A 22,592-nucleotide genomic window follows, 5' to 3' on the forward strand; every position below is an offset into this window, starting at 1 on the left:
GCCCTCTACCTCGACGGCAGCCCTCTACCTCGCGCCACGTCCAGGCGGTCGTAGGCTTCCGGGATGACCTCCGCCGAAGACCTCGCCGACGCAGCCCTCGACTCGATCCGTGCCTGGGCACCGCTCAGTCCTGCCCAGGCCGCGCTGCGCCAGGAGTACGTCGCGTTCGTCGAGGAGGGCCGGGGCGACGTGATCTTCCGCGGCGGCCCCGAGCACCTGACCGGGAGCTGCTTCGTGCTGACCCCGGACCTGCTGCACGTGCTGCTGTGCTTCCACCGCAAGGGCCAGTTCTGGGTCCAGGTCGGCGGGCACGTCGAGCCGGGGGACCGGAGCCTCGCGGCGGGGGCGTTCCGTGAGGCGCGCGAGGAGAGCGGCATCGAGACGCTCGAGCCCTTCGAGCCCGACGGCGCCCCCGTGGACCTGCACCGGCACGCGCTGTCCTCGCGCTTCGGCACGTGCCTGGTCCACTGGGACGTGGGCTACGTCGCGTTCGCGGACCTCGAGGCGCTGCCCGTCGTGAGCGACGAGAGCGAGGCCGTCGCGTGGTTCCGCGTGGACCGGCTCCCGCCCGACACCCCCGAGGACTTCCCCGTGCGGCTCCGCACGGTCCTCGAGGAGATGACGCACCGCCGTCGGGCCTCCGTCTGACGAGGCACGCTGCGCTCATGTGTACGCTTGTACACATGACCTTTCCCGACCCCTCCGACCAGCGCCCCATGCGCGAGCGCATGCTCGCCGGCGACCTCTACCTCGCCGACGACCCGCAGATCGCCGCCGACTCCGAGCGCGCCATGTCGCTCAGCCACCGCGTCAACACCCTCGACCCGAACGACGGCGCGACCCGCCGCGAGCTGCTGACCGAGCTGCTCGGCGCGTTCGGCGAGGGCAGCGAGATCCGCCCCCCGTTCCGCTGCGACCTGGGCTACCGGACCACGATCGGCGCGCGCGTGTTCGTCAACTTCAACCTCATGTGCCTCGATGTCGCACCCGTCACGATCGGTGACGACGTGCTGATCGGCCCCAACGTCCAGCTCCTCACCCCCACGCACCCCGTCGAGCCCGGCCCCCGCCGCGACAAGTGGGAGGCCGCGCAGCCCATCACGATCGGCGACAACGTGTGGCTCGGCGGCGGCGTGACCGTGTGCCCAGGGGTCACGATCGGCGAGAACACCGTGGTGGGGGCAGGTTCCGTCGTGACCCGCGACCTGCCTGCGAACGTCGTGGCCGTGGGCAACCCCGCGCGGGTCCTGCGCCACATCGGTGCCGAGGACGCTCAGGGTCCCGAGGGCACGGACGGCGCAGCTGCCGGAGGCGAGCCCGCGTGACCTCGCCGCGCCGCGTCGACCCCGACCGCAAGGACCGGATCGTCGACGCGGCCCTCGACGTCATCGCCGAGCACGGGGTCGCGGGCACCACGCACCGCGTGGTCGCCGCGGCGGCCGACGTGCCGCTCGGGTCCATGACGTACCACTTCGAGAACCTCGACGAGGTGCTGCGGCTCGCGTTCGAACGGCACGCGGTCCAGGCCGCGGCGCGCTTCGAGGCGGCCATGGCCGAGGTGCCGGACGGCGGCGACCCGGTCGAGGCGATCGTCGCGCTCGTGTGCGCCGAGTCGGGGGACTACCAGCGCGACCTGCTTGTCGCGCTCGAGCTCTACGTCCTCGCGGCCCGCAAGCCGGCCTTCCGCACGGTCACGCAGCGCTGGATGGCTGCGAGCAGCGCCGCCCTGCGCCGGCACGTCGACCCGGAGGTCGCGCCCGACGTCGACGCGCTCATCGAAGGTCTCGTGCTGCACGCGGCCCTCTCGACCGGGCCCGACGGTCGCCCGCCCACCCGCCCGCTCGACCCCGGGCGCGTACGCCGTGCGGTGCGGCGCCAGGTGGGCTGAGCGCACCTCCGCCGGTGCCGAGCATGCGGTTGTCGTCCGCCGAGCATGCGGTGGTGGCCGGTCTGCGGCGCAGAACGAGCGCCAACCGCATGCTCGGCCCCGAGGGGCGGGCGCCGTCACCGAGGAGCCTCGGCGACCGGGGCACGGCCCGGGAGTGTTCAGCCGAGCAGGATCACGTGCAGCGTGCGCGGCCCGTGCACGCCCTCGACGCGCGACAGCTCGATGTCGCTCGTCGCGCTCGGCCCCGAGATCCACGTCTGCGGCCGGGTGGGGTGCGCGGCGAGGATCGTCACGGCCTCGGGCAGCGTGTGCACGACGTGCTCGGTCCGCACGACGCACACGTGCAGGTCGGGGACCAGGGAGATCGCGCGGCGCCCCTGGTCGTCCTCGCCGTCCAGGACGATCGTCCCGGTGTCCGCGACGGCCAGCCGCGACGCGGTCAGGACGGCGTCGACCTGGTCGAGCTCGGCCGCGGTCCGGCGGTCGTCGCGCGAGTCGTGCACGACGGCGGTCCCGGCCGCGAGCCCGCTCGTCCAGGTCGCGGGCAGCGCAGGGGGCACGACGACGGAGCGAGCGTCCGCGAGCAGCTCGCCCACGGCGCGGGCCAGCTCCGCGGTGGTCGCGGCCCGGTGCACGACCGCCCGGTAGTCGACGAGCCGGTCGACGAGGATCTCGATCGCCTCGGCGGACCCGGGGGAGTGCTCGCCCGTGATCCGGTATCCGCGCGAGACGGGGGCCTGCTCGGCTACCGCGTCACCGAGGTGCGCGCCGTCGTTGATGACTGCCGCGCGCACGCGGGCCAGGATGTCGTCGCGCGCGCTCATCGGGCGTCTCCGGTGGTCTCGGTGTCGGTGCGGTCCGCTGAGGGCGACCCGCCGCCGTCGGGCGCCTCGCTCGATCGTCGCTCGCCGCGGGGGTCGGTCTCGGTGGCGGCGTGCTCATCAGCCCACCACTCGCGGAAGCTCTGCTTCGGCAGCACGGGCAGGTCGCGGGCGTCGGTCCACTTCGAGCCCGGGAACGGCAACGACGTGATGCGCCCCTTGCTGCCCCCCAGCACACGGGTCACGCCGCCGGCCTTCTCGGCGAGCTCGAACCGGCCGGGCCTGGCCATGACGAACGACGCGGCCTTCATGGCGGCTCCCCAGGCCGTGGGGCGCCCCCGGTCCTGGTCGACCTCGCGCGCCCGCAGGTGGACGAGCAGCGAGGGGATGTCGATCTTCACGGGGCACACGTCGTAGCACGCGCCGCACAGCGTCGAGGCGTACGGCAGCGAGTTGTTGGGGTCGGACCTCCCCGTCGACCCCGTGAGCTGGGGCGTGAGGACCGCGCCGATGGGTCCCGGGTAGACGGACCCGTACGCGTGCCCGCCCACGCGCTCGTAGACCGGGCACACGTTGAGGCACGCCGAGCACCGGATGCAGTGCAGTGCCGCGCGGCCCACGTCGTCGGCCAGGGCCTTGCTGCGCCCGTTGTCGAGCAGGACCAGGTGGAACTCCTGCGGCCCGTCGCCCGGCGTGACGCCCGTCCACAGGGACGTGTACGGGTTCATGCGCTCGCCCGTCGAGGACCGGGGCAGGAGCGCCATGAAGACCTCGAGGTCCTGGTACGTGGGGATGAGCTTCTCGATGCCCATCACGGTGATGAGGGTCTCGGGGAGCGTGAGGCACATGCGTCCGTTGCCCTCGGACTCGACGACCGCGAGCGTACCGGTGTCCGCGACCGCGAAGTTCGCGCCGCTGATCGCGACCTTCGCGGAGAGGAACTTGCGACGCAGGTGCGCGCGCGCCGCCATGGCGAGCTCGCGCGGCGCGTCGGTCAGGTCGGGCGGTGCGTCGCCCATGCGCTCGAGGAAGATCTCGCGGATCTCCGAGCGGTTGCGGTGGATCGCGGGCACCAGGATGTGCGAGGGCATGTCGTCCGCGAGCTGCACGATGAGCTCGGCGAGGTCGGTCTCGAACGCCGCGATGCCCTCCTCGGCGAGCGCCTCGTTGAGGCCGATCTCCTGCGTGACCATGGACTTGACCTTGACGACCTCGGTCTCGCCCGTGGCCTTGACCAGGTCGGTCACGATCTGGTTGGCCTCGGCCGCGTCCCGGGCCCAGTGCACCACGCCACCGCGTGCGGTCACGTTGCACTCGAGCTCCTCGAGGAGGCGCGGGAGGTCGCTCATGACGTGGGCCTTGATGGTCGAGCCCGCGTCGCGCAGCTCCTCCCAGTCGGGTACCTCGCCGACGACCGCTGCCCGCTTGGCACGGATGGTCGAGGTCGCGTGGGCCAGGTTGCGCCGCAGCTGCGTGTTGCCCAGCGCCTGCTTGGCGGCCTCGGGGAACGTCGCGCCCCAGCGCAGCGGGGCGTCGGGGTGGGGCACGTCGTCGGCCCAGCCGGGACCCGCGCTGGTGCCGGGCGCTCCCGGGTGCGCGCCGTCGTCGGGCAGGGTCTTGGCGCCGCGGCGGGTGGGGAAACCGAGGAAGGTGCTCATCGCGCGGCCTCCGCCTCGCTGTCGCGACCGGGGGCGGCCTCGACGTCCACGGGCGTCGGGGCCGACTGCGTCGAGGCGAGGATCTCCGCGAGGTGCATGGTGCGCACCCCGGAGCGCAGCTTCGAGAGCCCGCCGCCGATGTGCATGAGGCACGAGTAGTCGCCCGCCGTGACGACCTCGGCGCCCGTCGACTTCACGTTCGACATCTTGTCGCTGAGCATCGCGGTCGACGTCTCGGAGTTCTTGAGCGCGAACGTCCCGCCGAACCCGCAGCAGCTCTCGGCCCCGGGGAGCTCGACGAGGTCGATCCCGTCGACGGCCCGCAGGAGCTGGAGCGGCTTGTCGCCCACGCGGATCATGCGTAGCGAGTGGCACGTGGGGTGGTAGGTGACGCGGTGCGGGAAGTGCGCGCCGACGTCGGTCACCCCGAGCACGTCGACCAGCAGCTCGGACAGCTCGTAGGTCTTGGCCGCCAGGGCCTCGGCGGTCGCGCCCAGCTTCTCCTGTCCCGCGCGGCGGCACACCATGGCCTGCTGGTGGCGGATCGACCCGGTGCACGAGCCCGACGGGACGACGATCGCGTCCCACTCGCCGTCGAGCGCGGGGGCGAACGTCTCGACGTGGTTCCTGATGACGGGCACGGCCTCGTCGAAGTAGCCGGTGTTGACGTGCATCTGCCCGCAGCACGTCTGCTGCTCGGGGAAGTACACCTCGTGACCGAGGCGTTCGAGGAGCTGGACGGTGGCCCGGGGGGCCTGGGGGAACATCGCGTCGGCGATGCAGGTGGCGGCGAGGGCGATACGCACTGGGGACTCCAGCCGGGCAGGGGGCGGTGGGACTCAGTCTGGTCCCGGCGGGCGGCGAGTGCCCGTCGAGGTACCGCGTGGCCCTCCCGGCCCCTGCTCGACGGCGAGCAGGCTGTGGTCTGACCACACGATGTCCGAGCCACTGTAGACCATCGCGAGGCTGTGGTCGGACCACATGACCACGGTGTGTCAGAACGCGTGCCGCCCCGCGGTCACGCTCGTCCCGTCCGTCCCGCCCGGCACTACGCTGACCACGTGCGCACCCACGAGATCGTCCTCGCCCGCATCGAGGCAGACCTGGCGGCGGGTCGCTGGGGCCTCGGCGAACGCCTCCCGGCCGAGCGCGCGCTCGCCGAGGAGCTCGGCGTCTCGCGACCCTCGGTCCGCGAGGCGCTGCGCGTCCTGGAGGCCATGGGCATCGTCCGCACCGCGGTCGGTTCAGGGCCCGACGCCGGCGCCACCGTGATCGACCGGCCCGCCGCGGGCCTGGGCGCGGCCGTGCGACTGCACGTCGCGTCCGGGACGCTCGTGGTCCGCGACGTCGTGGAGACCCGGGTGCTCCTGGAGACCTGGGCGGTCGGGCAGGCCGCCGCGACCGTCGGCGGCGCGGGACTCTCCGAGGCCGCCACGCTGCTCGACACCATGGACGACCCCTCGCTCGACCCGGCCCGCTTCCGCGAGCTCGACGCGGCCTTCCACGTGGCCCTCGTCCGGCTCGCGGGCAACGTCCTGGTCGAGGCCGTCATGACGGGCCTGCGGGGTGCGATCGAGTCCTACGTCGAGGCCGGTACCGAGCGGTTGGAGGACTGGCCCCGTACCGCGGTGCGGCTGCGCGCCGAGCACCGTGCGGTCCTCGACGCGGTCGCACGCGGCGACGGTGCCGGGGCGGCAGACGCTGTGCGTGAGCACATCGAGGGCTTCTACCGCGAGGCGGGGCTGTGAGCTGCGCCCCGCGGCCCGCGAGGTAGAGGGGAACCGTCGAGGTAGAGGTCTGTGGCCTTCTACCTCGACGGTCCCCCTCTACCTCGGGGACGACCCTCCACCTCGACGAGGCCCTGGCCGGGGAGCTCACGACGTAGGGTTCCCCTGGGTCCACCGGCGCCCTCGCTCGCCCCCGCCCGGTGGAGACCTCTCGTCCCCGCACCGTTCGATCCGCCCCCGGAGGACCCCATGACCATCGACCACCTGGACGTCCTCGCCGCGGCCCAGCGCATCGCGGGCCAGGTCCGGCCCGTCGCGCTCGCGCCCATGGACCCGGGTGCGCTCGGCGCGGCGACGGGGGTGTTCGCGCTCGAGCTCATGCAGCACACGGGCTCGTTCAAGGCGCGCGGTGCCCTGAACTTCGTGGGTGCCCACCTCGACGCGGGCACGTTGCCCGAGGCCGGGATCGTGATCGCGTCGGGCGGGAACGCGGGCATGGCGAACGCGTGGGCCGCGCGGGCCCACGGGGTCCGTGCGACCGTGTTCGTGCCCCGGACCGCGCCGCCGGTCAAGGTCGCACGCCTGCGCACGCTCGGTGCCGAGGTCCACCAGGTGGGGGCCGAGTACGCCGAGGCGCTCGACGCCGCGCAGGCCTTCGCGGCGGAGACGGGCGCGCTCGCCTCGCACGCCTACGACAACCCGCTGATCGCGGCGGGCGCGGGCACCCTTCTGGAGGAGATCGTCGCTGCCCGGACCGACGTCGACACCGTGGTCGTCGCGGTCGGGGGCGGGGGGCTGTTCAGCGGCGTGGCCGCCGCGGCGCACCCGCGCGGGATCAGGGTCGTGGCCGTCGAGCCCCACGGGGCGCAGGCCCTGCACGCGGCGCTCGAGGCCGGCACCGTCGTGGACGTCCCCGTCGCGTCGGTCGCGGCGGACTCGCTCGGCGCCCGCCGTACCTCCGAGACGGCGCTGGCTCTCGCGCAGCGCGACGGCGTGCGGTCGGTCCTGGTCACCGACGAGGCGATCGTCGCCGCTCGCCGGCACCTGTGGGACGAGCGGCGGCTCGTCGTCGAGCACGGGGCCGCCGCGGCCCTCGCCGCGCTCGAGTCGCGCGCCTACGTGCCCGAGCCGGGCGAGACCGTCGTGGTCGTGCTGTGCGGGGCGAACACGGACCCCTCGGACCTCGCGCGCTGACCTTCCACCGGGCACCGTTCGCGGCCCGCCCCTTCACCCGCGAGGGCACGCTCCCGCCGGGTCCGTCTCGACCTGGCCCCGCGTTCCGCCAGGCTCTGCTCCGCCAGGTCCACCCCGCGGCAGGACGCGAGGCCGCTCGGTCCCGCCGCGTCGCGCCAGGACGCGCGCGATCGGCCACGTGTTGCGCCCCAGGAGGCCCCGTCCCACCCTGGAGGGACGCGACGTACCGCCCGGACGAGCCCCGTCCGAGCGGCTGCCCGCCGACGTTCCCCCTGGAACCGGGCGGTTCTCACGCGTTCAGGTCACGACCTCCGTCGACCTCCGACGGCCGCCGTCCCTACCGGCTGCCGGACGCCAGGAAGGACTCTGCGATGAGTGATACCGCGCGTTCCACGACACAGGCGCCGGGCGAACCCGAGCTGGTGCTCTCCAAGGGCACCGTCTACGTGATCTTCAGCGCCCTGCTGGCCGCGATGTTCCTGTCCGCGCTGGACCAGTCCGTCGTCGGGACGGCCCTGCCCACCATCGTGGGAGACCTCGGGGCGGCCCAGGACGAGGGCTGGATCATCACGGCCTACCTCCTCGCGATCGCGATCGTGATGCCGATCTACGGCAAGATCGGCGACCTGCGGGGACGTCGGCTTCCGTTCCTCGTCGCGATCGCGATCTTCGTGGTCGGCTCGACGGGGTCGGCGCTTTCGTCCTCGTTCGTGGACCTCGTGGTGTGGCGCTCGATCCAGGGGCTGGGGGCCGGTGGCCTGGTCATCCTGAGCCAGGCGATCATCGCCGACATCGTCTCGGCCAGGGACCGTGGCCGGTACATGGGTCCCATGGGGGCGGTCTTCGGGATCGCCACGGTCGCGGGCCCGCTGCTGGGCGGCTGGTTCACCGACGGGCCGGGGTGGCGCTGGTGCTTCTGGCTCAACGTGCCGATCGGCCTCATCGCGTTCGGGATCGCGTGGTTCAAGCTCCGGCTCCCGTCGCGCACGCCGAGCAAGCGGTTCGACGTCGGCGGCGCGCTGCTGATGGCGGTCACGACCGCGGGCATCGTGCTCCTCACGAGCTGGAGCTCGATCTCGAGCGACAAGAAGTACGACTGGAGCAGCCCGGCCCTGCTCACGGTGCTGGTCGTGACGGTGCTCGCGCTGATCGCGTTCCTGGTCGTCGAGACCAAGGTGGCCGACCCGCTCATCCCGCTCCACCTGTTCAGGAGCAGGACCTTCTCGGTCTCGGTCTCGATCGCCCTGATCCTGGGCATGACGATGTTCGCGGCGCTGTCGTTCCTGCCGACCTTCCTGCAGATGGCCCACGGCTACGGCGCGACCGAGTCCGGGCTGCTCATGCTGCCCATGACGGTCGGCCTGATGATCACGGCGATCGGGTCGGGTCTGCTCATCGCGCGCAGCGGGAGGTACAAGATCTACCCGATCCTCGGGATGGGGATCGCGACGATCGGGCTGGTCCTGCTCACGCAGCTGACGTCCGACATCTCGATGCTGACGTTCGGCGCGATGATCTTCGTGCTCGGGTTCGGGCTGGGACTCGTGCTGCAGACCATCGTGATCGCGGTGCAGAACTCGGTCGCCCCCGAGATGGTGGGTGTGGCGACGTCCACGAACAACTTCCTGCGCGAGATCGGTGCCGCGGTCGGCACGAGCGTGTTCTCGACCGTGTTCACCTCGAAGCTGACGTCCAACCTGGCCGACGCGACCAAGGGCCTGCCGGCGAGCGAGATGCCCAAGGACTTCGGGCCGGACAGCCTCACGCCGGACGCCGTCAAGGAGCTGCCGGCGGCGCTGCACGACCTGGTCGTCAACGCCTACACCGACGCGCTCGCGCCCGCGTTCTGGTACCTGGTCCCGCTCGGCGCGCTGGGCTTCGTCATCGCGTTCTTCATGAAGGAGCTCAAGCTCTCCGACCAGGCCGGCCTGGTCGCGCGGGGTGCCGCGGTCGAGCGGTGAGGTGGGCGGGCCGCCGGCCCGCACCTGCCCGCTGATGCCCGACGGCGGAGCGCGCCCAGGTACGTGGGTGCGCTCCGCCGTCGGGCATCAAGGGCAGGAGGGTCAGCCGAAGATCTCGTCCTCGAGCAGGACCACGCCCTCGAGGCGGTTGCGCACCGACGTCACGCGCCAGCGGTCGGGGAAGAGCGCCAGGTACTCGCCGTCCTCGCGCTGGAGGACCTCGACGCCGGGCTGCGCGTTGAGCTGCACGACCCAGTCCTTCGTGGTCCGCAGCGCCATGGAGTAGCCCAGGCGGTCGAGCGACACGGGCGCGTTGAACTCGGTCGCCATGCGGTGCTCGGCGACCTCGAACTGCATGGGGCCCACCACGGCCAGGACCGGGGCCTGGTCACCGCGCAGGTCGGAGCGCAGGACCTGGACCACGCCCTCGGCGCCGAGCTGCATGACGCCGCGCTGGAACTGCTTGTAGCGCGAGACGTCCTTGGCGCGCATGACCGCGAAGTGCTCGGGGGCGAACGTCGGCAGGGGCGGGAACTCGACTTTCTTGTCCAGGTAGAGCGTGTCGCCCACGCGCAGGCCCGCCGCGTTGACGAGACCCACGACGTCGCCTGGGTAGGCGGTGTCGACGATCGTGCGCTCGCGGCCGAAGACCTGCTGCGCGTACTTGGTCGCGAACGGCTTGCCCGTGCGGGCCGAGCTGACGACCATGCCGCGCTCGAACACGCCTGAGCAGATGCGCGCGAACGCGAGCCGGTCGCGGTGCGCGGTGTCCATGCCGGCCTGCATCTTGAAGACGAACGCGCTGAAGGGCGCCTCGACCGGGCGCGTGTCCTCGGTGACCGTGACGCGCGGCGAGGGCGAGGGCGCGACGTCGACCAGGACGTCGAGCAGCGCGTGGACGCCGAAGTTCTGCACCGCGGACCCGAACAGGACGGGCGTCGTCTGCCCGGCCAGGAAGCTCTCCTGGTCGTGGTCGCCGTTGGTGTCGGCGAGCAGCTCGGCCTCCTCCACGGCGGTGGTCCAGGCGTCCCCCTCACGGTCCAGGGCCGCGTCGGGGTCCATGACCTCCTCGGGGGCGATCGTGGTGCCGCCGGCCGTGCGCGTGTAGTGCACGTACTGCCCCGTGCGGCGGTCCAGCACACCACGGAAGTCGCCCCCGACGCCCACGGGCCAGGTGAGGGGAGTGGGGACCAGGCCCGTGCGCTCCTGGATCTCGTCCATGAGCTCGAGCGCGTCCTTGCCCGGACGGTCCCACTTGTTGATGACCGTGATGAGCGGGATGCCGCGGTGCTTGCAGACCGCGAAGAGCTTCATGGTCTGGACCTCGAGGCCCTTGGCCGCGTCGACCAGCATGACCGCCGCGTCGACCGCGGACAGCACGCGGTACGTGTCCTCCGAGAAGTCCGCGTGCCCCGGGGTGTCGACCAGGTTGATCATGGCGTCGCGGTACGTGAACTGGAGGGCCGCCGAGGTGATCGAGATGCCGCGGTCCTGCTCCATGTCCATCCAGTCGGACACCGTGCGACGGCCCGCCTTGCCGTCGGCGCGGCCCGCTTCGCGGATCGCGTTGGCGTGCAGCGCGAGCGCCTCGGTGAGCGTCGACTTGCCGGCGTCCGGGTGGCTGATGACCGCGAACGAGCGGCGGCGCGAGGCCTCCGCGAGGACGGTCGCCTGCTCCTTCGCCGGGGAGGCCTGGGGGGTGGTGCTGGGCGTGGTGGGCTGGTCCGCTGAGGGCACTGGAACGTCCTGTGGCTTCCTGCAGTTTCCTGCGCGATCGAGGGCAAAGGGGGCGGGGCGCATCCGCGCGGGACGCAGCACCCAGCTCTCCATTCTCCCGCGAGATCGAACCGGCCGTGACCACGTCGGCGACCGCTCACTCCGGGGCGGGGTCGCCGCGGCTCAGCCGGATCTCCTCGAGGTCGAGCCGGGCCTGCACCTGGCGCAGCACGGTGTCGTCGATCTCGCGCTGGTCGCGCAGGCGCACGACCGTCGCGCGCTTGCGGGCCAGCAGCGCGAGGCGCAGCTCGGTGTACTCGTCGTCGAGGAGCACCGCGGGGTCCGGGTCGTCGGCCCCGCCGTCGCGTGCCCGGAGCAGGGTCAGGTGCTCCTCGTACTCCCCGCGCAGCCGGTCGACGACCGAGGGGTCCGTCCCGAGCGCCGCCGCGACGTCGGGGAGCGCGTCGAGGGCCTCCTGGGCGGCCGTCTCGTCGGCGAGCCGACGCTCGCGGGCGACCCCGTCGTCGTCGGGCAGGCGGGCCCACCGGACCGTGGGCGCGAGCAGGAGGCCCTGGACGACGAGCGTCGTCGCGACCACGCCGCACGTGATGAAGACGATGAGGTCGCGGTCCGGGAAGGGCGCGCCCGAGCTCAGGTGCGCAGGCACGGCGAGGGCTGCGGCCAGCGAGACCGCGCCCCGGAAGCCCGCGACCGTGCTGACCGCTCGCGCCCGGTTCGTGACGCGCCGTCCCCGCTGGGAGGGGCGCCGGTCGACGAGCCGGATCGTGTAGGCCGAGAGCACGAGGAACCCGAACCGCACCACGAGGATCACCGCGCACACGACCGCGACGCCGACGATCGCGGTCACGAGGTCCTCGGAGACCAGGTTGCGCACCGCGGACTGGGCCTCCAGCCCCACCAGGACGAACAGCGACGCGTTGATCAGGTAGGTCGAGATCGACCAGAACGCGACGGTCTGCTGCCGCGTCGCGGCGCGCCCGATCCGCGGCCCGACCTGGCTCATGACGAGCCCGCACACGACCACGGCCAGCACCCCGGAGGCCTCGATGAGCTCGGCCACCAGGAAGGCCACGAACGGGAGGAGCAGGATGACGACGTTGCCCAGCATCGGGTCGTCGATGCGAGGCCTGACGAGGACCGCGAGGCGTGCGACGAGCAGCCCCACCGCGATCCCGCCGCCGTACGCGAGCACGAACAACCACGTCACGTGCCCCGCGCCCAGCGTCTCCTCGCCCACGGTCACCCCCACCGCGACGCCGTAGAGCACGAGCGCGGTGCCGTCGTTGACGAGGCTCTCGGCGCGCAGCACCGTCACGGTCCGCCGGGGCAGGGCCCGCGCGAGGACGCCGACGGCGGTCGCGTCGGTCGGCGCGACCGCCGCGCCCAGCACCCACGCGGGACCCCAGGGCATGCCCAGGGCGTGGGCCGCGGTCGCGACCGCGGCCGCCGTCGCGACCACGAGCAGCGTGCTCGTCAGGACGATCCCGCGCAGGGTCGCCCGGATCTCCCGCAACGACGTCGTGATGGCCTCCCAGTAGAGGAGCGCCGGGAGGAACACGAGGAGCATGAGCTCGGGAGGCAGGTGCACCTGCCGCAGGGCGGGCACGAACCCCAGCACGATCCCCGCGACGAGCAGCAGGATCGGGTCCGCGACCCGGGTACGGCGAGCGAGCACCCCGCACACCACGATGACCACGCCGAGGACGACGACGAGCTCGAGACCGATCATGGCTGCCTCCTCGGGGATCTCGTGCGCCCGCGGGCCCGGCCGCCCGGTGGTCAGGGTGCTGGAGCCGTGCGTCGGGCCCGCCGCCGCGCTACTTCGCCGTCGGGATCGGGTGGCCCTCGGAGGCCTGGACGACGACGATGCCGCGACCCGTGAGACCGAGCTGGTACGCCTCGCCCGACCCGCGGCCGATCGCGGCCGAGAGCTTCGCGGTCTTGCGGATCGTGGACGTGAGCGAGCTCGACCACAGGACGGCGGCCTGCATGTCGACGTATGTGGGCTCGTCGACGTCGAGGACCACGGGCGTCCCGTACGCCGTCACGGCGAGAGAGCCCGTCCCCGTGAACGTCGTGTTGAAGAGCCCGCCGCTCATCATGGACGCTCCCTCGACGCGGTTGATGTCCCACGTGAGGGTGCTCTCGAAGGCGAGGACGTTCGAGCCGTTGACCGTGACGGACTCGTCCTCCAGGTGCAGGACGAACACCTGGTCCGCGTCCTGAGCGAGGAACACGTCGCCGCTGCCCGAGACCTTCATGAGGGACATGCCCTCACCCGTGAAGGCCTTCTTGAACATCTTGGCAACGCCGCCCGAGCCCTCGTACGCGAAGTCGACGTCGCCCTGGTACGCGACCATCGAGCCCTGCCGGGCGTAGAAGAAGCCGCCCGTGCCCGCGAGGTCGACCTTGAGCATGCGGTCGTTCTGCAGCTGGAAGCTCCCCGGCTCGCCGGGCTGTTCGGTGTGGTGCATGAGTGTGCTGCGCATGGCACCGATCATCCGGCACACGCGTGGCCGGTGCACTCGCGAGGACGCCGGCCTCGACCTAGATCGCCGCGACGAACCCCGTTGCGCCCATCGCCCTGACGACGGCCACGACCGCCAGGACCACGAAGGTCACGAACAGGGCTCGTTCCGCCCGTGCCGGACGGACCCACGCCCTGCGCCGGAGGACCAGCAGCCCGACCAGCCCTGCGAGGACGACGACCGCAGCGACCACGGCGGCCGCGGTCCGGGTGCTCTGCGCCGGGCAGGGCGACGCCACGACGACACCGTCCGGCAGGCCGGTGGGCAGCCCGCACGCGACCTCGAGCGTCGCGCTCCACGCGAGCAGCGCGAGTGCGGCGACGGCCACCACGACGGCGCGCCGGACCGGGTGGGGCCGGGCCTGTCGACGCCGCGTCTCGTGCGGGCTCGTCGTGACCTCGTCGTCGGGCATCGCAGCAGTCTGGCAACTGTCGCGCCCTCCCGCCAGCCCCGCCGGCCCAGCGAGCCTGCCGGGCCCGGTCCCCGGGACGACCTGCGACCGGCTCCGTCTCGCGGCGCGCCCACCGGCGCGCCGCTCCGGCTCGGAGGTTCCCGGGGAGACGATGGACCGATGAGCGCGCAGAGCGAGACCGTCGGTCGGGTGCAGGTCGTGACGAGCCAGGGCGCGGTCGAGGGGACCGTCGCCCACGGCGTCGAGCGGTTCCTCGGCGTCCCGTACGCGGCCCCGCCGTTCGGTGCGCGCCGCTTCGCGCCCCCTCGTCCCGTCGAGCCCTGGGCCGGGGTGCGGGACGCGACGCGTTACGGGGCCACCGCGCCGCAGTCGCCCTACCCCGGGGCGCTCGCTGCCCTGCTGCCGACCGTGACGGTCCCGGGCGACGACGTCCTGCACGTCAACGTCTTCACGCCGGCCGACCGGGGCACGGACCTTCTCCCCGTGATCGTGTGGGTGCACGGCGGGTCGCTAGCGCACGGGTCCAACGCGCTCGCGGGCTACGACGGCACACGGTTCGCGCAAGACGGCGTGGTGTTCGTGGGCGTCAACTACCGGCTCGGGGCCGAGGGCTTCTCGGTGCTCGACGGCGCTCCGCGCAACCTCGGCCTGGCCGACCAGCTCGCCGCGCTGCGCTGGGTCCAGGACGAGGTCGCGGCGTTCGGTGGCGACCCGCGCCGGGTGACGCTCGCGGGCCAGTCCGCCGGTGGGAACACGGTCTCGGCGATCCTCGCGCACCCCTCGGCGCCGGACCTGGTCGCCCGGGCGATCGTCCAGAGCGGCCCCCTGTCCGCCCAGCCGGCCGCCCGGGCGGGGCGCATCACGCGCGCCATGGGCAAGGACCTGGGTGTCCCGACGACACGCGCGGGCTTCGCGACCGTCCTGCCCGAGGCACTGGTCGGCTCGCAGGACCGCGTGACCGCGGGATCCACGCCGCTCACGGGCGGGCCGGGGTTCGCGCTCGTGCTCGACGACGACCTGGTGCCCCGCGAGCCTCACGAGGCGCTCACTGCGGGAGCCGGGAGCACGATCCCGCTGCTGATCGGGGCCACGACCGAGGAGTACCGCCTCTGGTTCGTCCCCACGGGGCTGCTGAGCAGGTTCAGGTGGTGGCACCTGGCCGTGGCACGGCGCAAGGTCGGGATCTCCGCGCGGGCCGTCCGCCTGTTCCGGCGCAACCGCCCCGGGGCGTCCGCGGGGGAGCTCCTGGGCGCGCTCGCGACCGACGTCCTGCTGCGTGTCCCGCTCCAGCAGGTCGCCGACTCGCGCCGGTCCGCGGACGCCGAGACGTTCGTCTACGAGTTCGCTTGGCGCAGCCCGGTGCAAGACCTCGGCGCCGCGCACGCCGTCGAGCTCGGGTTCGTGTTCGACGGGCTCGCGACGCCCGACTCGACCGCACTCGCGGGCCCCGAGGCACCCCAGTCGCTCGCGACCGCGATGCACGGCGCCTGGGTGGCGTTCGCGACCTCGGGCGACCCGGGCTGGCAACGCTGGGACGAGACGCGACCCGTGCGGGTCTTCGACGGCGAGGGAGACCCCGTGGTCCTCGCACCGCGCGACGACGAGCGGGCGGCGCTCGACGCGCGGTGAACGGGCGTGCTTTCCCCGAGCAGCCGCTCGGGGTGAAGATCTACCCGTGCACAGCAGCCACCTCGACACAGCCGCCCCGTCCGTCGGACCGTCGGCCACGCCCGACCCGCTCACCGGCCGGACCGGCCCCAACGCCTGGAGGCTGTACCGGACCGCGGCCCCTGACGGTCCGCAGCGCCCTCCCGTCCTGCTCCTGCACGGCGTGACCGACTCGGGCGAGTGCTGGCCCGGCACGGTCCGCCACCTCGTCCGCTCGCGCGACGTCCTGACGCTCGACGCCCGTGGCCACGGAGGTTCCGAGCTGCCCGACGAACCCTTCACGCTCGCGGCGCTCGCGGACGACGCGGCCCGCGCGGTCCGGGACGTGCTCGGACGCCCGGCGGTCGTCGTCGGGCACTCGATGGGCGGCCTCACGGCGCAGGAGCTCGCGCTGCGCCACCCCGACCTGGTCCTGGGCCTGGTCCTGGAGGACCCGGCGTGGGGCGTCAGCGACACCGAGCACGACGAGGGCGGGCGGCCGCTGTTCCTCGCGCCGGGCATCGAGGCGGCCCGCGGGCGCCCGACGGCGGAGCTCGCGGCCGACTTCCGCGCGCGCTTCCCGCAGTGGTCGCCCGAGGAGTCGGAGCCGTGGGCCCGCGCCCAGCGAGCGGTCTCGCCGCGCCTGCTGGAGGTCCCGCACGAGTGGACCGCGCGCGACTGGCCCGTCGCGTTCGAGGCGCGCGTGCCGGTCGTGGTCGCGGCGGGCGAGGCGTCGAGCTACTCGCTCGTGTCCGACGACGGCGCGCACCGAGCCGAGCAGGTCCTCGCGGGCAGGGGCCGGGTCGTGCGGGTCGCCGGGGCGGGGCACTGCGTGCGGCGCGACGACCTCGCGACCTTCCTGGGGCTGGTCGACGGGCTGCTGGCCGAGGTCGAGGCCCGATGACCAGGGGGTGAGCAGGACCTCGGTCGCTCGGTGCCCGTCCGGCCCGCACCGACCGGGCCCCGCACACCCTCCGGAGCCCGGTCCCGCGCCGGCGCGGCCGGCGGTCGTCTACGCGAGGACGAGCTTGTCGCCGTCCGTCGGGTGGTCGGCGAGGGCGACGCTGCGGACCGCCGGGTCCTCGTAGGTGTTCCAGTAGTAGGTCGTGGTCCGGGAGGAGAAGAGCCCGGTGTAGATCGTGATCTCGAACTCGCCCGACCCCATCGCTGCGCACCCGTCGACCATCGCGACCTGCTGCAGCGTGTGGAACGCCCGGCTGACGTTCTCCTCCTCGCTGCTCTTGGTCGGGTAGTGGGCGTTGACGTAGGCGGCGCGGACGAACCGGGAGGGCGAGTAGTAGTCCCCGGGGATCCCCCTCATGTGCGAGCCCGAGCCGAACGGGGTGAGGTGGGCCCTGCCCAGCTCGGTCTCCGGCGGGAACTCGGGCGTGGTGTTGAGGTAGTTGCGCAGGTTCTCGTGGTGCCACGCGAACCCGGGCTGGTTCGTCAGGACGTCGACGTCGTCGTCGAAGACCTGCATGCCCTCGCTCGTGTGCTCCACGACGATCGCGCGCTCCGCGTCGGCGATGATCCAGTGGAGCAGCGAGCTGGGGTACTTGTCGTTGATCGGCTTGTCGACGATCGTGACGTGCTGGAGCGCCGCCTCGACCTCGTCGACGCTCGCGAACTGCGAGCACACCCACAGCGGGAACTCGTACGCGGCGACGTTGACGTCGCCCTCGACGGGGGCAGTGGCATAGGCCGCGTACCCCGGGAAGTTGAGCCCTGCGACGGCCAGGCCCGCGTCGTTGCCGGCGTCGAAGTAGAGCGGGGTGTCCTCCTCCACGATGCCCATGCCGATGGTCGCGTGCTGGATGCTGGGCACCGCGCCGAACGGCGACCTCGGTGCGTACCCCGTGGGCGTGATCACCACCTGTTCCCCGTACCCGCTCGTCCAGTCGAGGTTCCGTGCGAGGTAGAGGTTGTCCTGGCCGTCCGAGAACCTGATGCCCGTGCACATAGCGATGCCCCTGTCGTCGTCGATGCAAGGTGAGGCGGACGCGGTTCGCCATGCCCCGCGTCGTGCCCCCGTCCTTCCATGGTCGTCTCTGATCGACGGTCGTGCTCAGCGAGACCGCGAGCGCCGAGCGCTCCAGGGCCGGGGCCGCGTCCGCGCGCGCCCGGTCGGCGAGGTCGTCCGGGTCCGGAGGAGGTCCGGTGCTCGGACCGGCGACTTGGACGATCCGCCCACCCGGGGGAATGATCGACCCATGCTCACCCTCACCGGAGCCGCCGGCTCGCGCATCGTCGGGATCGGCCACCACCAGCCCGAGCGGACGCTCACCAACGACGACATCGCTCAGCTGGTCGAGACCAACGACGAGTGGATCCGTTCCCGCACCGGGATCGTGACGCGTCACGTCGCGGCCGAGGACGAGACCGTGGCCGACATGGCGACCGCGGCGGCGCGCCATGCGCTCGAGGACGCCGGCGTCGCGGCGAGCGAGGTCGACATGATCATCGTCGCGACGGCCACGGCGCGCGACCGCTCGCCCAACACCGCCGGTCGCGTGGCGTACAACCTGCGCACGGGCGTCATGCCCGGCCAGTCCACGCCCGAGGAGGAGGACGCGCCCGACCTGCGCGGCGTCGTCGGGCCCGTGATCCTGGACGTCAACGTCGCGTGCTCCGGCTTCGCGCACGCCCTGGGTCTCGCGGACCAGGCGATCCGCACCGGAGCCGCGACCACGGCGCTCGTGATCGGCGCCGAGAAGCTGACCGACTTCACCGACTGGACCGACCGCGTGACGTGCATCCTCACGGCCGACGGCGCGGGGGCGTTCGTGGTGCAGGGCACGGACACCCCGGGGATCGGGCCGGTCGCGTGGGGCTCGGAGCCCGAGCTGACCCCGGCCGTGCTCATCGAGACCCCGAACGAGAAGTTCGTCCAGGACGGGCGCGCGGTCTTCCGCTGGGCCATCACGCGTGCGGCGGACCGGGCGCGCGCCGCGGTCGAGAAGTCGGGCCTGACGCTCGACGACATCGAGGTGCTCGTCGCGCACCAGGCCAACCTGCGCATCATCGAGCCCCTCGCCAAGGCGCTGGGCCTCGAGGACAAGGTCGTCGTCACCGACATCACGGAGTCGGGCAACACCTCGGCCGCGAGCATCCCGCTGGGCCTGTCGAAGTGGTGGCACTCGGGCAAGATCCCCGCGGGCGTGCCCGCGCTGCTCATCGGGTTCGGCGGCGGCTTCGCCTGGGCGGGCCAGGTCGTGGAGACGCCCACGCGCTGATCTGCGGCCGCGTCGGCTGCCCGCCGCGTCGGCTCCCGCAGGGCGGGCCCGCCGACCGTCCACCCGACGGGTCCGTCGACCGGTCCCGCCGAGACGGCCGGGCGGCAGCGTGCCACGCTGGGCGCATGGCTCGTGACGTGCGCGTCCGCCGCCTGCGCCGCGAGGCGTGGGGGTTCGTCGTCGGGTCGGCGTGCTTCCTGGTCGGCGCGGTGCCGTTCTACGCCCAGGCCGCGGGACCCGTCTGGGTGGGCGTGACGTTCTGCGTCGGCTCGGTCTTCTTCACGCTCGCCGCGGCGATCCAGCTGAGCCTGAGCGGACGCCGTGTGCCCCGCAGGGGGACCCTCCCGGCCGACCGCTGGGACTGGTGGGCCGCGGCCGTCCAGCTCGCCGGGACCCTCTTCTTCAACATCAGCACCGCGGCCGCGCTGGGTGCGGCGATCGCCGACCCCACGCGCCTGGGCGCGGGCTGGCGGCCCGACGCCTACGGGTCGGTCGCGTTCCTCGTGTCGAGCGCGTTCGCGGTCGTCGCGACCCGGGACCGCGGTCACCTGTGGGACGCGGACGCGCGCACGTGGCACGGCACGTGGCTCAACCTGGTGGGCTCGGTCGCGTTCGGCGCGTCGGCCGTGGGGGCGTACGTGGTGCCGCAGACGGACTCGCTCGTGAGCGCGTTCTGGGCCAACCTCGGCACGCTGCTGGGGGCGGTGTGCTTCCTGGTCGCTGCGCTGCTGTCGCGACGCACGATCGGCGAGGGGCCGGCGCCCGCCGCGTCGTGAGCCGGCTACCGCGGGGTGCGCTCGCGCGGTGCGCTCACAGCGCCCATGCCCTGCGCGACGACGGCGCACCGGTCCTCGTCGTGCGCCGCGCGGTCGGCGGCGCGCTCCAGGAGGCGCCGCAGGGTTGCGCGGTCCGCGGGGTCGAGCCCCGCGAGCAGGTCCTCCTCGGCCGCGGCGACGCGTGCGTCGAGGTCGGCGAGGACGGCGCGCCCCTTGGCGGTCGCGACGATGCGCCGGGCCCGGCGGTCGGTGGGGTCCGCCTGGCGCTCGACGAGGTCGCAGCCGACGTACTTGTCGATCAGGTAGGTCATGACGGTCCGGTCGATCCCGAGCCGCGCCGCGAGCGCGGCCTGGCTGGGCGGGGTGTCGTGCACGACGGCGGAGAGCACCTGGTAGCCGCGCGTCCCGTCGGGCAGGTCCTCGGCGAGCACGTCGACGCGCTCGCTCCACTCGCGCAGGAGCGCGGTGAGAGACCAGCCGAGGGGGCTGGGGGAGCGGGAGGTGTCAGGCGTCGCGAGGGTCACGACCTCAGGATACAACGGAATGATCTAGGCGGAAGATGAGTTGCTGATGATATCGTCTGCAATTCAGACGATCTCGACACGACCGCCGCCCCCCGCGGCACACGGAGCGCGCACGCATGACGGACTACGGCCACGACCTGATCCTCGGCACCTTCCACACCCCGCAGAACCGCGACCCGCAGGCGCCCGTGCGCCTCGCGCAGCTCGCCGAGACCGCGGGCCTGGACCTCGTGACCTTCCAGGACCACCCCTACCAGCCGGCGTTCCTCGACGCCTGGACCCTCCTGACGTGGGTCGCGGCGTCGACCGAGCGGGTGCAGGTCGCGGGGAACGTCCTCAACCTCCCGCTGCGCCCGCCCGCCGTGCTGGCCCGTGCCGGGGCGAGCCTCGACCTGCTCTCGGGCGGCCGGTTCGCGATGGGGCTGGGCGCCGGCGCGTTCTGGGACGCGATCGAGGCCATGGGCACGCCTCGCCTCGCGCCGGGCGAGGCCGTCACCGCGCTCGAGGAGGCCATCGACATCATCCGAGGCATCTGGGACACGAGCGACCGGACGCCCCTGCGCGTGCACGGCACCCACCACCAGGTCGACGGCGCCAAGCGCGGACCCGCCCCGGCGCACGACGTCCCGCTGTGGATCGGGGCGGTCAAGCCCCGCATGCAGCGGCTCATCGGCCGCAAGGGTGACGGCTGGCTGCCCTCGCTGTCCTACCTCCAGCCCGGTGACCTGGCCAAGGGCAACGTCGTGATCGACGAGGCCGCGCTCGCCGCGGGTCGTGACCCGAGCGCGGTGCGCCGCATGCTCAACGTCAACGGCAAGTTCTCCACGAGCCGGCTCGGCTACCTCCAGGGACCGCCCGCGCAGTGGGTCGAGGAGCTCGGTGCGCTCGCGCTCGAGGACGGCGTCTCGGGGTTCGTCCTCGCGACCGACGACCCGCGTGAGATCCAGGTCTTCGGCGAGGAGGTCGCCCCCGCGCTGCGCGAGCTCGTCGCGGCCGAGCGGCGGTCCGCCGGGACGGCGCCCGCCGCTCACCGTCGCGGGGCCTCGGCCCTCGCGGCCCGCCGCGAGGGCATCGACTACGGCTCGCTCCCTGCGACCCTGAGCGAGCACGCGGTCGAGCCGGGGGACCGTGCGTACGACGCGGTGCGGCACACCTACATGCGCTCGGGGGCGCCCGGCATCGTGCTCCGCCCGCGCACCGCGGACGAGGTCGCCGAGGCGGTGGTCTGGGCCCGGGAGCAGGACGTGCCGCTCGCGGTGCGGTCGGCCGGCCACGGCATCAGCGGGCGCTCGACCAACGACGGAGGGGTGCTGCTCGACGTCGGCGCCCTGGACCAGGTCGTCGTGCCCGAGGACGGCTCGCGCCGCGTGCGGCTGGGGGCCGGTGGGACCTGGGGGCAGGTCGCCGAGGTCCTCTCGCCCCACGGGCTCGCGATCAGCTCGGGCGACTCCGGAGGTGTGGGCGTCGGTGGGCTGGCCACGACGGGCGGGATCGGTCTCATGGGCCGCAAGCACGGCCTGACGATCGACAACGTCGTCGCGGCGGAGGTCGTCACGGCCGACGGGCGGGTGCGTGTCGTGGACGCCCGGGAGGAGCCCGAGCTCTTCTGGGCGCTGCGCGGAGCGGGCGGCAACATGGGGGTCGTGACCTGGGTCGACGTCGAGGCCGCTCCCGTGACGGACCTCGTCTACTCGATCATGGTGCTCGACGCCTCGGACACCGCGGGGCTGCTCGAGCGCTGGGCAGCGACGGTCGAGGCCGCGCCGCGCGAGCTCACGAGCTTCCTGCACATGAGCGCTGGCCGGGGCGGACGCGGGCCCATGGCCCAGCTCATGACCGTGTGGGCCGACGACGACACCGACGCCGCGATCCGCGCGCTCGAGAGCCTCGCCGACTCGGCGCCGCTGCTCGACCACCAGGCGGTGCTGACCCCCTACTCGGGGATCGTGCGCCGGGCCGACGCCCAGCACTCGGGGGGCGGGGAGCCGGGCTCGCGCTCGGGCCTCGTCGAGCACGTCGACCAGGCCACGGCCCGCGACCTCGCCCGCTTCCTCGGGAGCGGCGCGGCGCAGCTCCTCCAGCTCCGGGCGGTCGGCGGTGCGGTCAACGACGTCGCCGCCGACGCGACGGCCTACGCCCACCGCACCCAGAACTTCTCGGTTGCGGCGTTCGGGTCGCGGGGAGGCCCGGCGGGGATCGACGGCGTGTGGGACGACCTGGTGCACCCGCACACCGACGGGCTCTACCTGTCGTTCGAGACCGACTCGCGCCCCGAGCGGCTGCTCGAGGCGTTCCCCGAGCCCACGCTGACGCGCCTGCGCCAGGTCAAGCGCGAGGTCGACCCGACCAACCTGTTCTCGGCCAACTTCCCGATCCCGCCGGCCGACGCCTGACCGGACGGTCCGAGCCGCCCCGTCGGTCGGTGCTCGAGGACCGGTCCTGCCTGACCGGTCCCGACGGCGAAGGGCCCCGAGCCGCCCCCTGAC

The 22,592-nt window shown here is 73.4% G+C and carries 20 protein-coding genes; 11 read left to right on the plus strand and 9 right to left on the minus strand.

The annotated features are described in order from the left end of the window. Window positions 1–63: 63 nt before the first annotated feature. From ACFWFR_RS06525 to ACFWFR_RS06535, 3 genes are read left to right on the plus strand one after another with little or no spacing between them, the layout of a single operon-like run. A complete protein-coding gene (locus ACFWFR_RS06525) occupies window positions 64–648 on the plus strand; it encodes an NUDIX hydrolase (protein WP_377621937.1) in 585 nt (194 codons plus the stop codon). Between the two features lie 35 nt (window positions 649–683). After that, window positions 684–1,325, plus strand: a complete 642-nt coding sequence (locus ACFWFR_RS06530; protein ID WP_377621939.1) for a sugar O-acetyltransferase — start codon at window positions 684–686, stop codon at window positions 1,323–1,325. Continuing rightward, a complete protein-coding gene (locus ACFWFR_RS06535) occupies window positions 1,322–1,888 on the plus strand; it encodes a TetR/AcrR family transcriptional regulator (protein ID WP_377621940.1) in 567 nt (188 codons plus the stop codon). Before ACFWFR_RS06530 ends, ACFWFR_RS06535 begins: the two co-directional genes overlap by 4 nt. Window positions 1,889–2,046: 158 nt before the next feature. Here the strand turns inward: ACFWFR_RS06535 and ACFWFR_RS06540 are convergent, their stop codons facing one another. Genes ACFWFR_RS06540 through ACFWFR_RS06550 form a run of 3 tightly spaced genes read right to left on the minus strand, consistent with a single transcriptional unit; the run spans window position 2,047 to window position 5,173 of the window. Then, window positions 2,047–2,712 carry a lactate utilization protein C gene (locus tag ACFWFR_RS06540; protein ID WP_377621941.1) on the minus strand — a complete coding sequence of 222 codons (666 nt, stop codon included), beginning with the start codon at window positions 2,710–2,712 and terminating at the stop codon, window positions 2,047–2,049. Then, window positions 2,709–4,367 (minus strand): LutB/LldF family L-lactate oxidation iron-sulfur protein, encoded by a 1,659-nt coding sequence (locus tag ACFWFR_RS06545; protein ID WP_377621943.1) that lies wholly within the window; start codon window positions 4,365–4,367, stop codon window positions 2,709–2,711. The genes ACFWFR_RS06540 and ACFWFR_RS06545 overlap by 4 nt, the downstream gene beginning before the upstream one ends. Beyond that, window positions 4,364–5,173 carry a (Fe-S)-binding protein gene (locus tag ACFWFR_RS06550; protein WP_191800892.1) on the minus strand — a complete coding sequence of 270 codons (810 nt, stop codon included), beginning with the start codon at window positions 5,171–5,173 and terminating at the stop codon, window positions 4,364–4,366. Before ACFWFR_RS06550 ends, ACFWFR_RS06545 begins: the two co-directional genes overlap by 4 nt. Window positions 5,174–5,428: 255 nt before the next feature. Between ACFWFR_RS06550 and ACFWFR_RS06555 the strand changes: the two genes are divergently transcribed. The 3 genes from ACFWFR_RS06555 to ACFWFR_RS06565 all read left to right on the plus strand — a co-directional run bounded on the left by ACFWFR_RS06555 (window position 5,429) and on the right by ACFWFR_RS06565 (window position 9,249). Further along, entirely contained in the window at window positions 5,429–6,115 is a 687-nt protein-coding gene (locus tag ACFWFR_RS06555) for a FadR/GntR family transcriptional regulator (RefSeq protein ID WP_377621944.1), read from the plus strand. A gap of 228 nt (window positions 6,116–6,343) precedes the next feature. Beyond that, window positions 6,344–7,288: a serine/threonine dehydratase gene (locus ACFWFR_RS06560; RefSeq protein ID WP_377621946.1), complete on the plus strand. Its 945-nt coding sequence runs from the start codon at window positions 6,344–6,346 to the stop codon at window positions 7,286–7,288. Window positions 7,289–7,659: 371 nt separating this feature from the next. After that, on the plus strand, window positions 7,660–9,249 hold the full coding sequence (locus tag ACFWFR_RS06565; protein WP_377621947.1) for an MDR family MFS transporter: 1,590 nt from the start codon (window positions 7,660–7,662) through the stop codon (window positions 9,247–9,249). A 102-nt stretch (window positions 9,250–9,351) separates the two neighbouring features. Here ACFWFR_RS06565 and ACFWFR_RS06570 read toward each other — a convergent pair whose 3' ends face one another. The 4 genes from ACFWFR_RS06570 to ACFWFR_RS06585 all read right to left on the minus strand — a co-directional run bounded on the left by ACFWFR_RS06570 (window position 9,352) and on the right by ACFWFR_RS06585 (window position 13,926). Next, window positions 9,352–10,986, minus strand: coding sequence for a peptide chain release factor 3 (locus ACFWFR_RS06570; protein ID WP_318244353.1), 1,635 nt, complete (start codon window positions 10,984–10,986; stop codon window positions 9,352–9,354). 136 nt (window positions 10,987–11,122) lie between these two features. Next, window positions 11,123–12,715, minus strand: a complete 1,593-nt coding sequence (locus tag ACFWFR_RS06575; RefSeq protein ID WP_377621949.1) for a Na+/H+ antiporter — start codon at window positions 12,713–12,715, stop codon at window positions 11,123–11,125. An 88-nt stretch (window positions 12,716–12,803) separates the two neighbouring features. After that, window positions 12,804–13,475 (minus strand): AIM24 family protein, encoded by a 672-nt coding sequence (locus ACFWFR_RS06580; protein ID WP_191800902.1) that lies wholly within the window; start codon window positions 13,473–13,475, stop codon window positions 12,804–12,806. A gap of 58 nt (window positions 13,476–13,533) precedes the next feature. Beyond that, on the minus strand, window positions 13,534–13,926 hold the full coding sequence (locus ACFWFR_RS06585) for a hypothetical protein (RefSeq protein WP_377621951.1): 393 nt from the start codon (window positions 13,924–13,926) through the stop codon (window positions 13,534–13,536). Window positions 13,927–14,085: 159 nt separating this feature from the next. On the opposite strand from ACFWFR_RS06585, the gene ACFWFR_RS06590 reads away from it, so the two are divergent. Further along, on the plus strand, window positions 14,086–15,555 hold the full coding sequence (locus ACFWFR_RS06590; protein WP_377621952.1) for a carboxylesterase/lipase family protein: 1,470 nt from the start codon (window positions 14,086–14,088) through the stop codon (window positions 15,553–15,555). A gap of 46 nt (window positions 15,556–15,601) precedes the next feature. Then, entirely contained in the window at window positions 15,602–16,477 is an 876-nt protein-coding gene (locus ACFWFR_RS06595) for an alpha/beta fold hydrolase (protein ID WP_377621954.1), read from the plus strand. A 108-nt stretch (window positions 16,478–16,585) separates the two neighbouring features. On the opposite strand, the gene bsh is transcribed toward ACFWFR_RS06595, so the two are convergent. Further along, complete coding sequence (gene bsh, locus ACFWFR_RS06600; RefSeq protein WP_377621956.1) at window positions 16,586–17,533, minus strand: choloylglycine hydrolase; 948 nt, start codon at window positions 17,531–17,533, stop codon at window positions 16,586–16,588. 250 nt (window positions 17,534–17,783) lie between these two features. On the opposite strand from bsh, the gene ACFWFR_RS06605 reads away from it, so the two are divergent. Both ACFWFR_RS06605 and ACFWFR_RS06610 read left to right on the plus strand, forming a co-directional pair. Next, on the plus strand, window positions 17,784–18,806 hold the full coding sequence (locus ACFWFR_RS06605) for a beta-ketoacyl-ACP synthase III (RefSeq protein WP_377616286.1): 1,023 nt from the start codon (window positions 17,784–17,786) through the stop codon (window positions 18,804–18,806). Window positions 18,807–18,931: 125 nt separating this feature from the next. Next, complete coding sequence (locus ACFWFR_RS06610; protein WP_377621957.1) at window positions 18,932–19,582, plus strand: hypothetical protein; 651 nt, start codon at window positions 18,932–18,934, stop codon at window positions 19,580–19,582. A gap of 5 nt (window positions 19,583–19,587) precedes the next feature. Here the strand turns inward: ACFWFR_RS06610 and ACFWFR_RS06615 are convergent, their stop codons facing one another. Beyond that, a complete protein-coding gene (locus tag ACFWFR_RS06615; protein ID WP_377621959.1) occupies window positions 19,588–20,106 on the minus strand; it encodes a MarR family winged helix-turn-helix transcriptional regulator in 519 nt (172 codons plus the stop codon). 116 nt (window positions 20,107–20,222) lie between these two features. Here ACFWFR_RS06615 and ACFWFR_RS06620 point away from each other — a divergent pair, with 116 nt between their 5' ends. Then, entirely contained in the window at window positions 20,223–22,499 is a 2,277-nt protein-coding gene (locus ACFWFR_RS06620) for an LLM class flavin-dependent oxidoreductase (protein WP_377621961.1), read from the plus strand. Window positions 22,500–22,592 lie beyond the last annotated feature (93 nt).

The sequence above is a fragment of the Oerskovia sp. NPDC060287 genome (genome assembly GCF_042726775.1).
Classification (GTDB): domain Bacteria; phylum Actinomycetota; class Actinomycetes; order Actinomycetales; family Cellulomonadaceae; genus Oerskovia; species Oerskovia merdavium.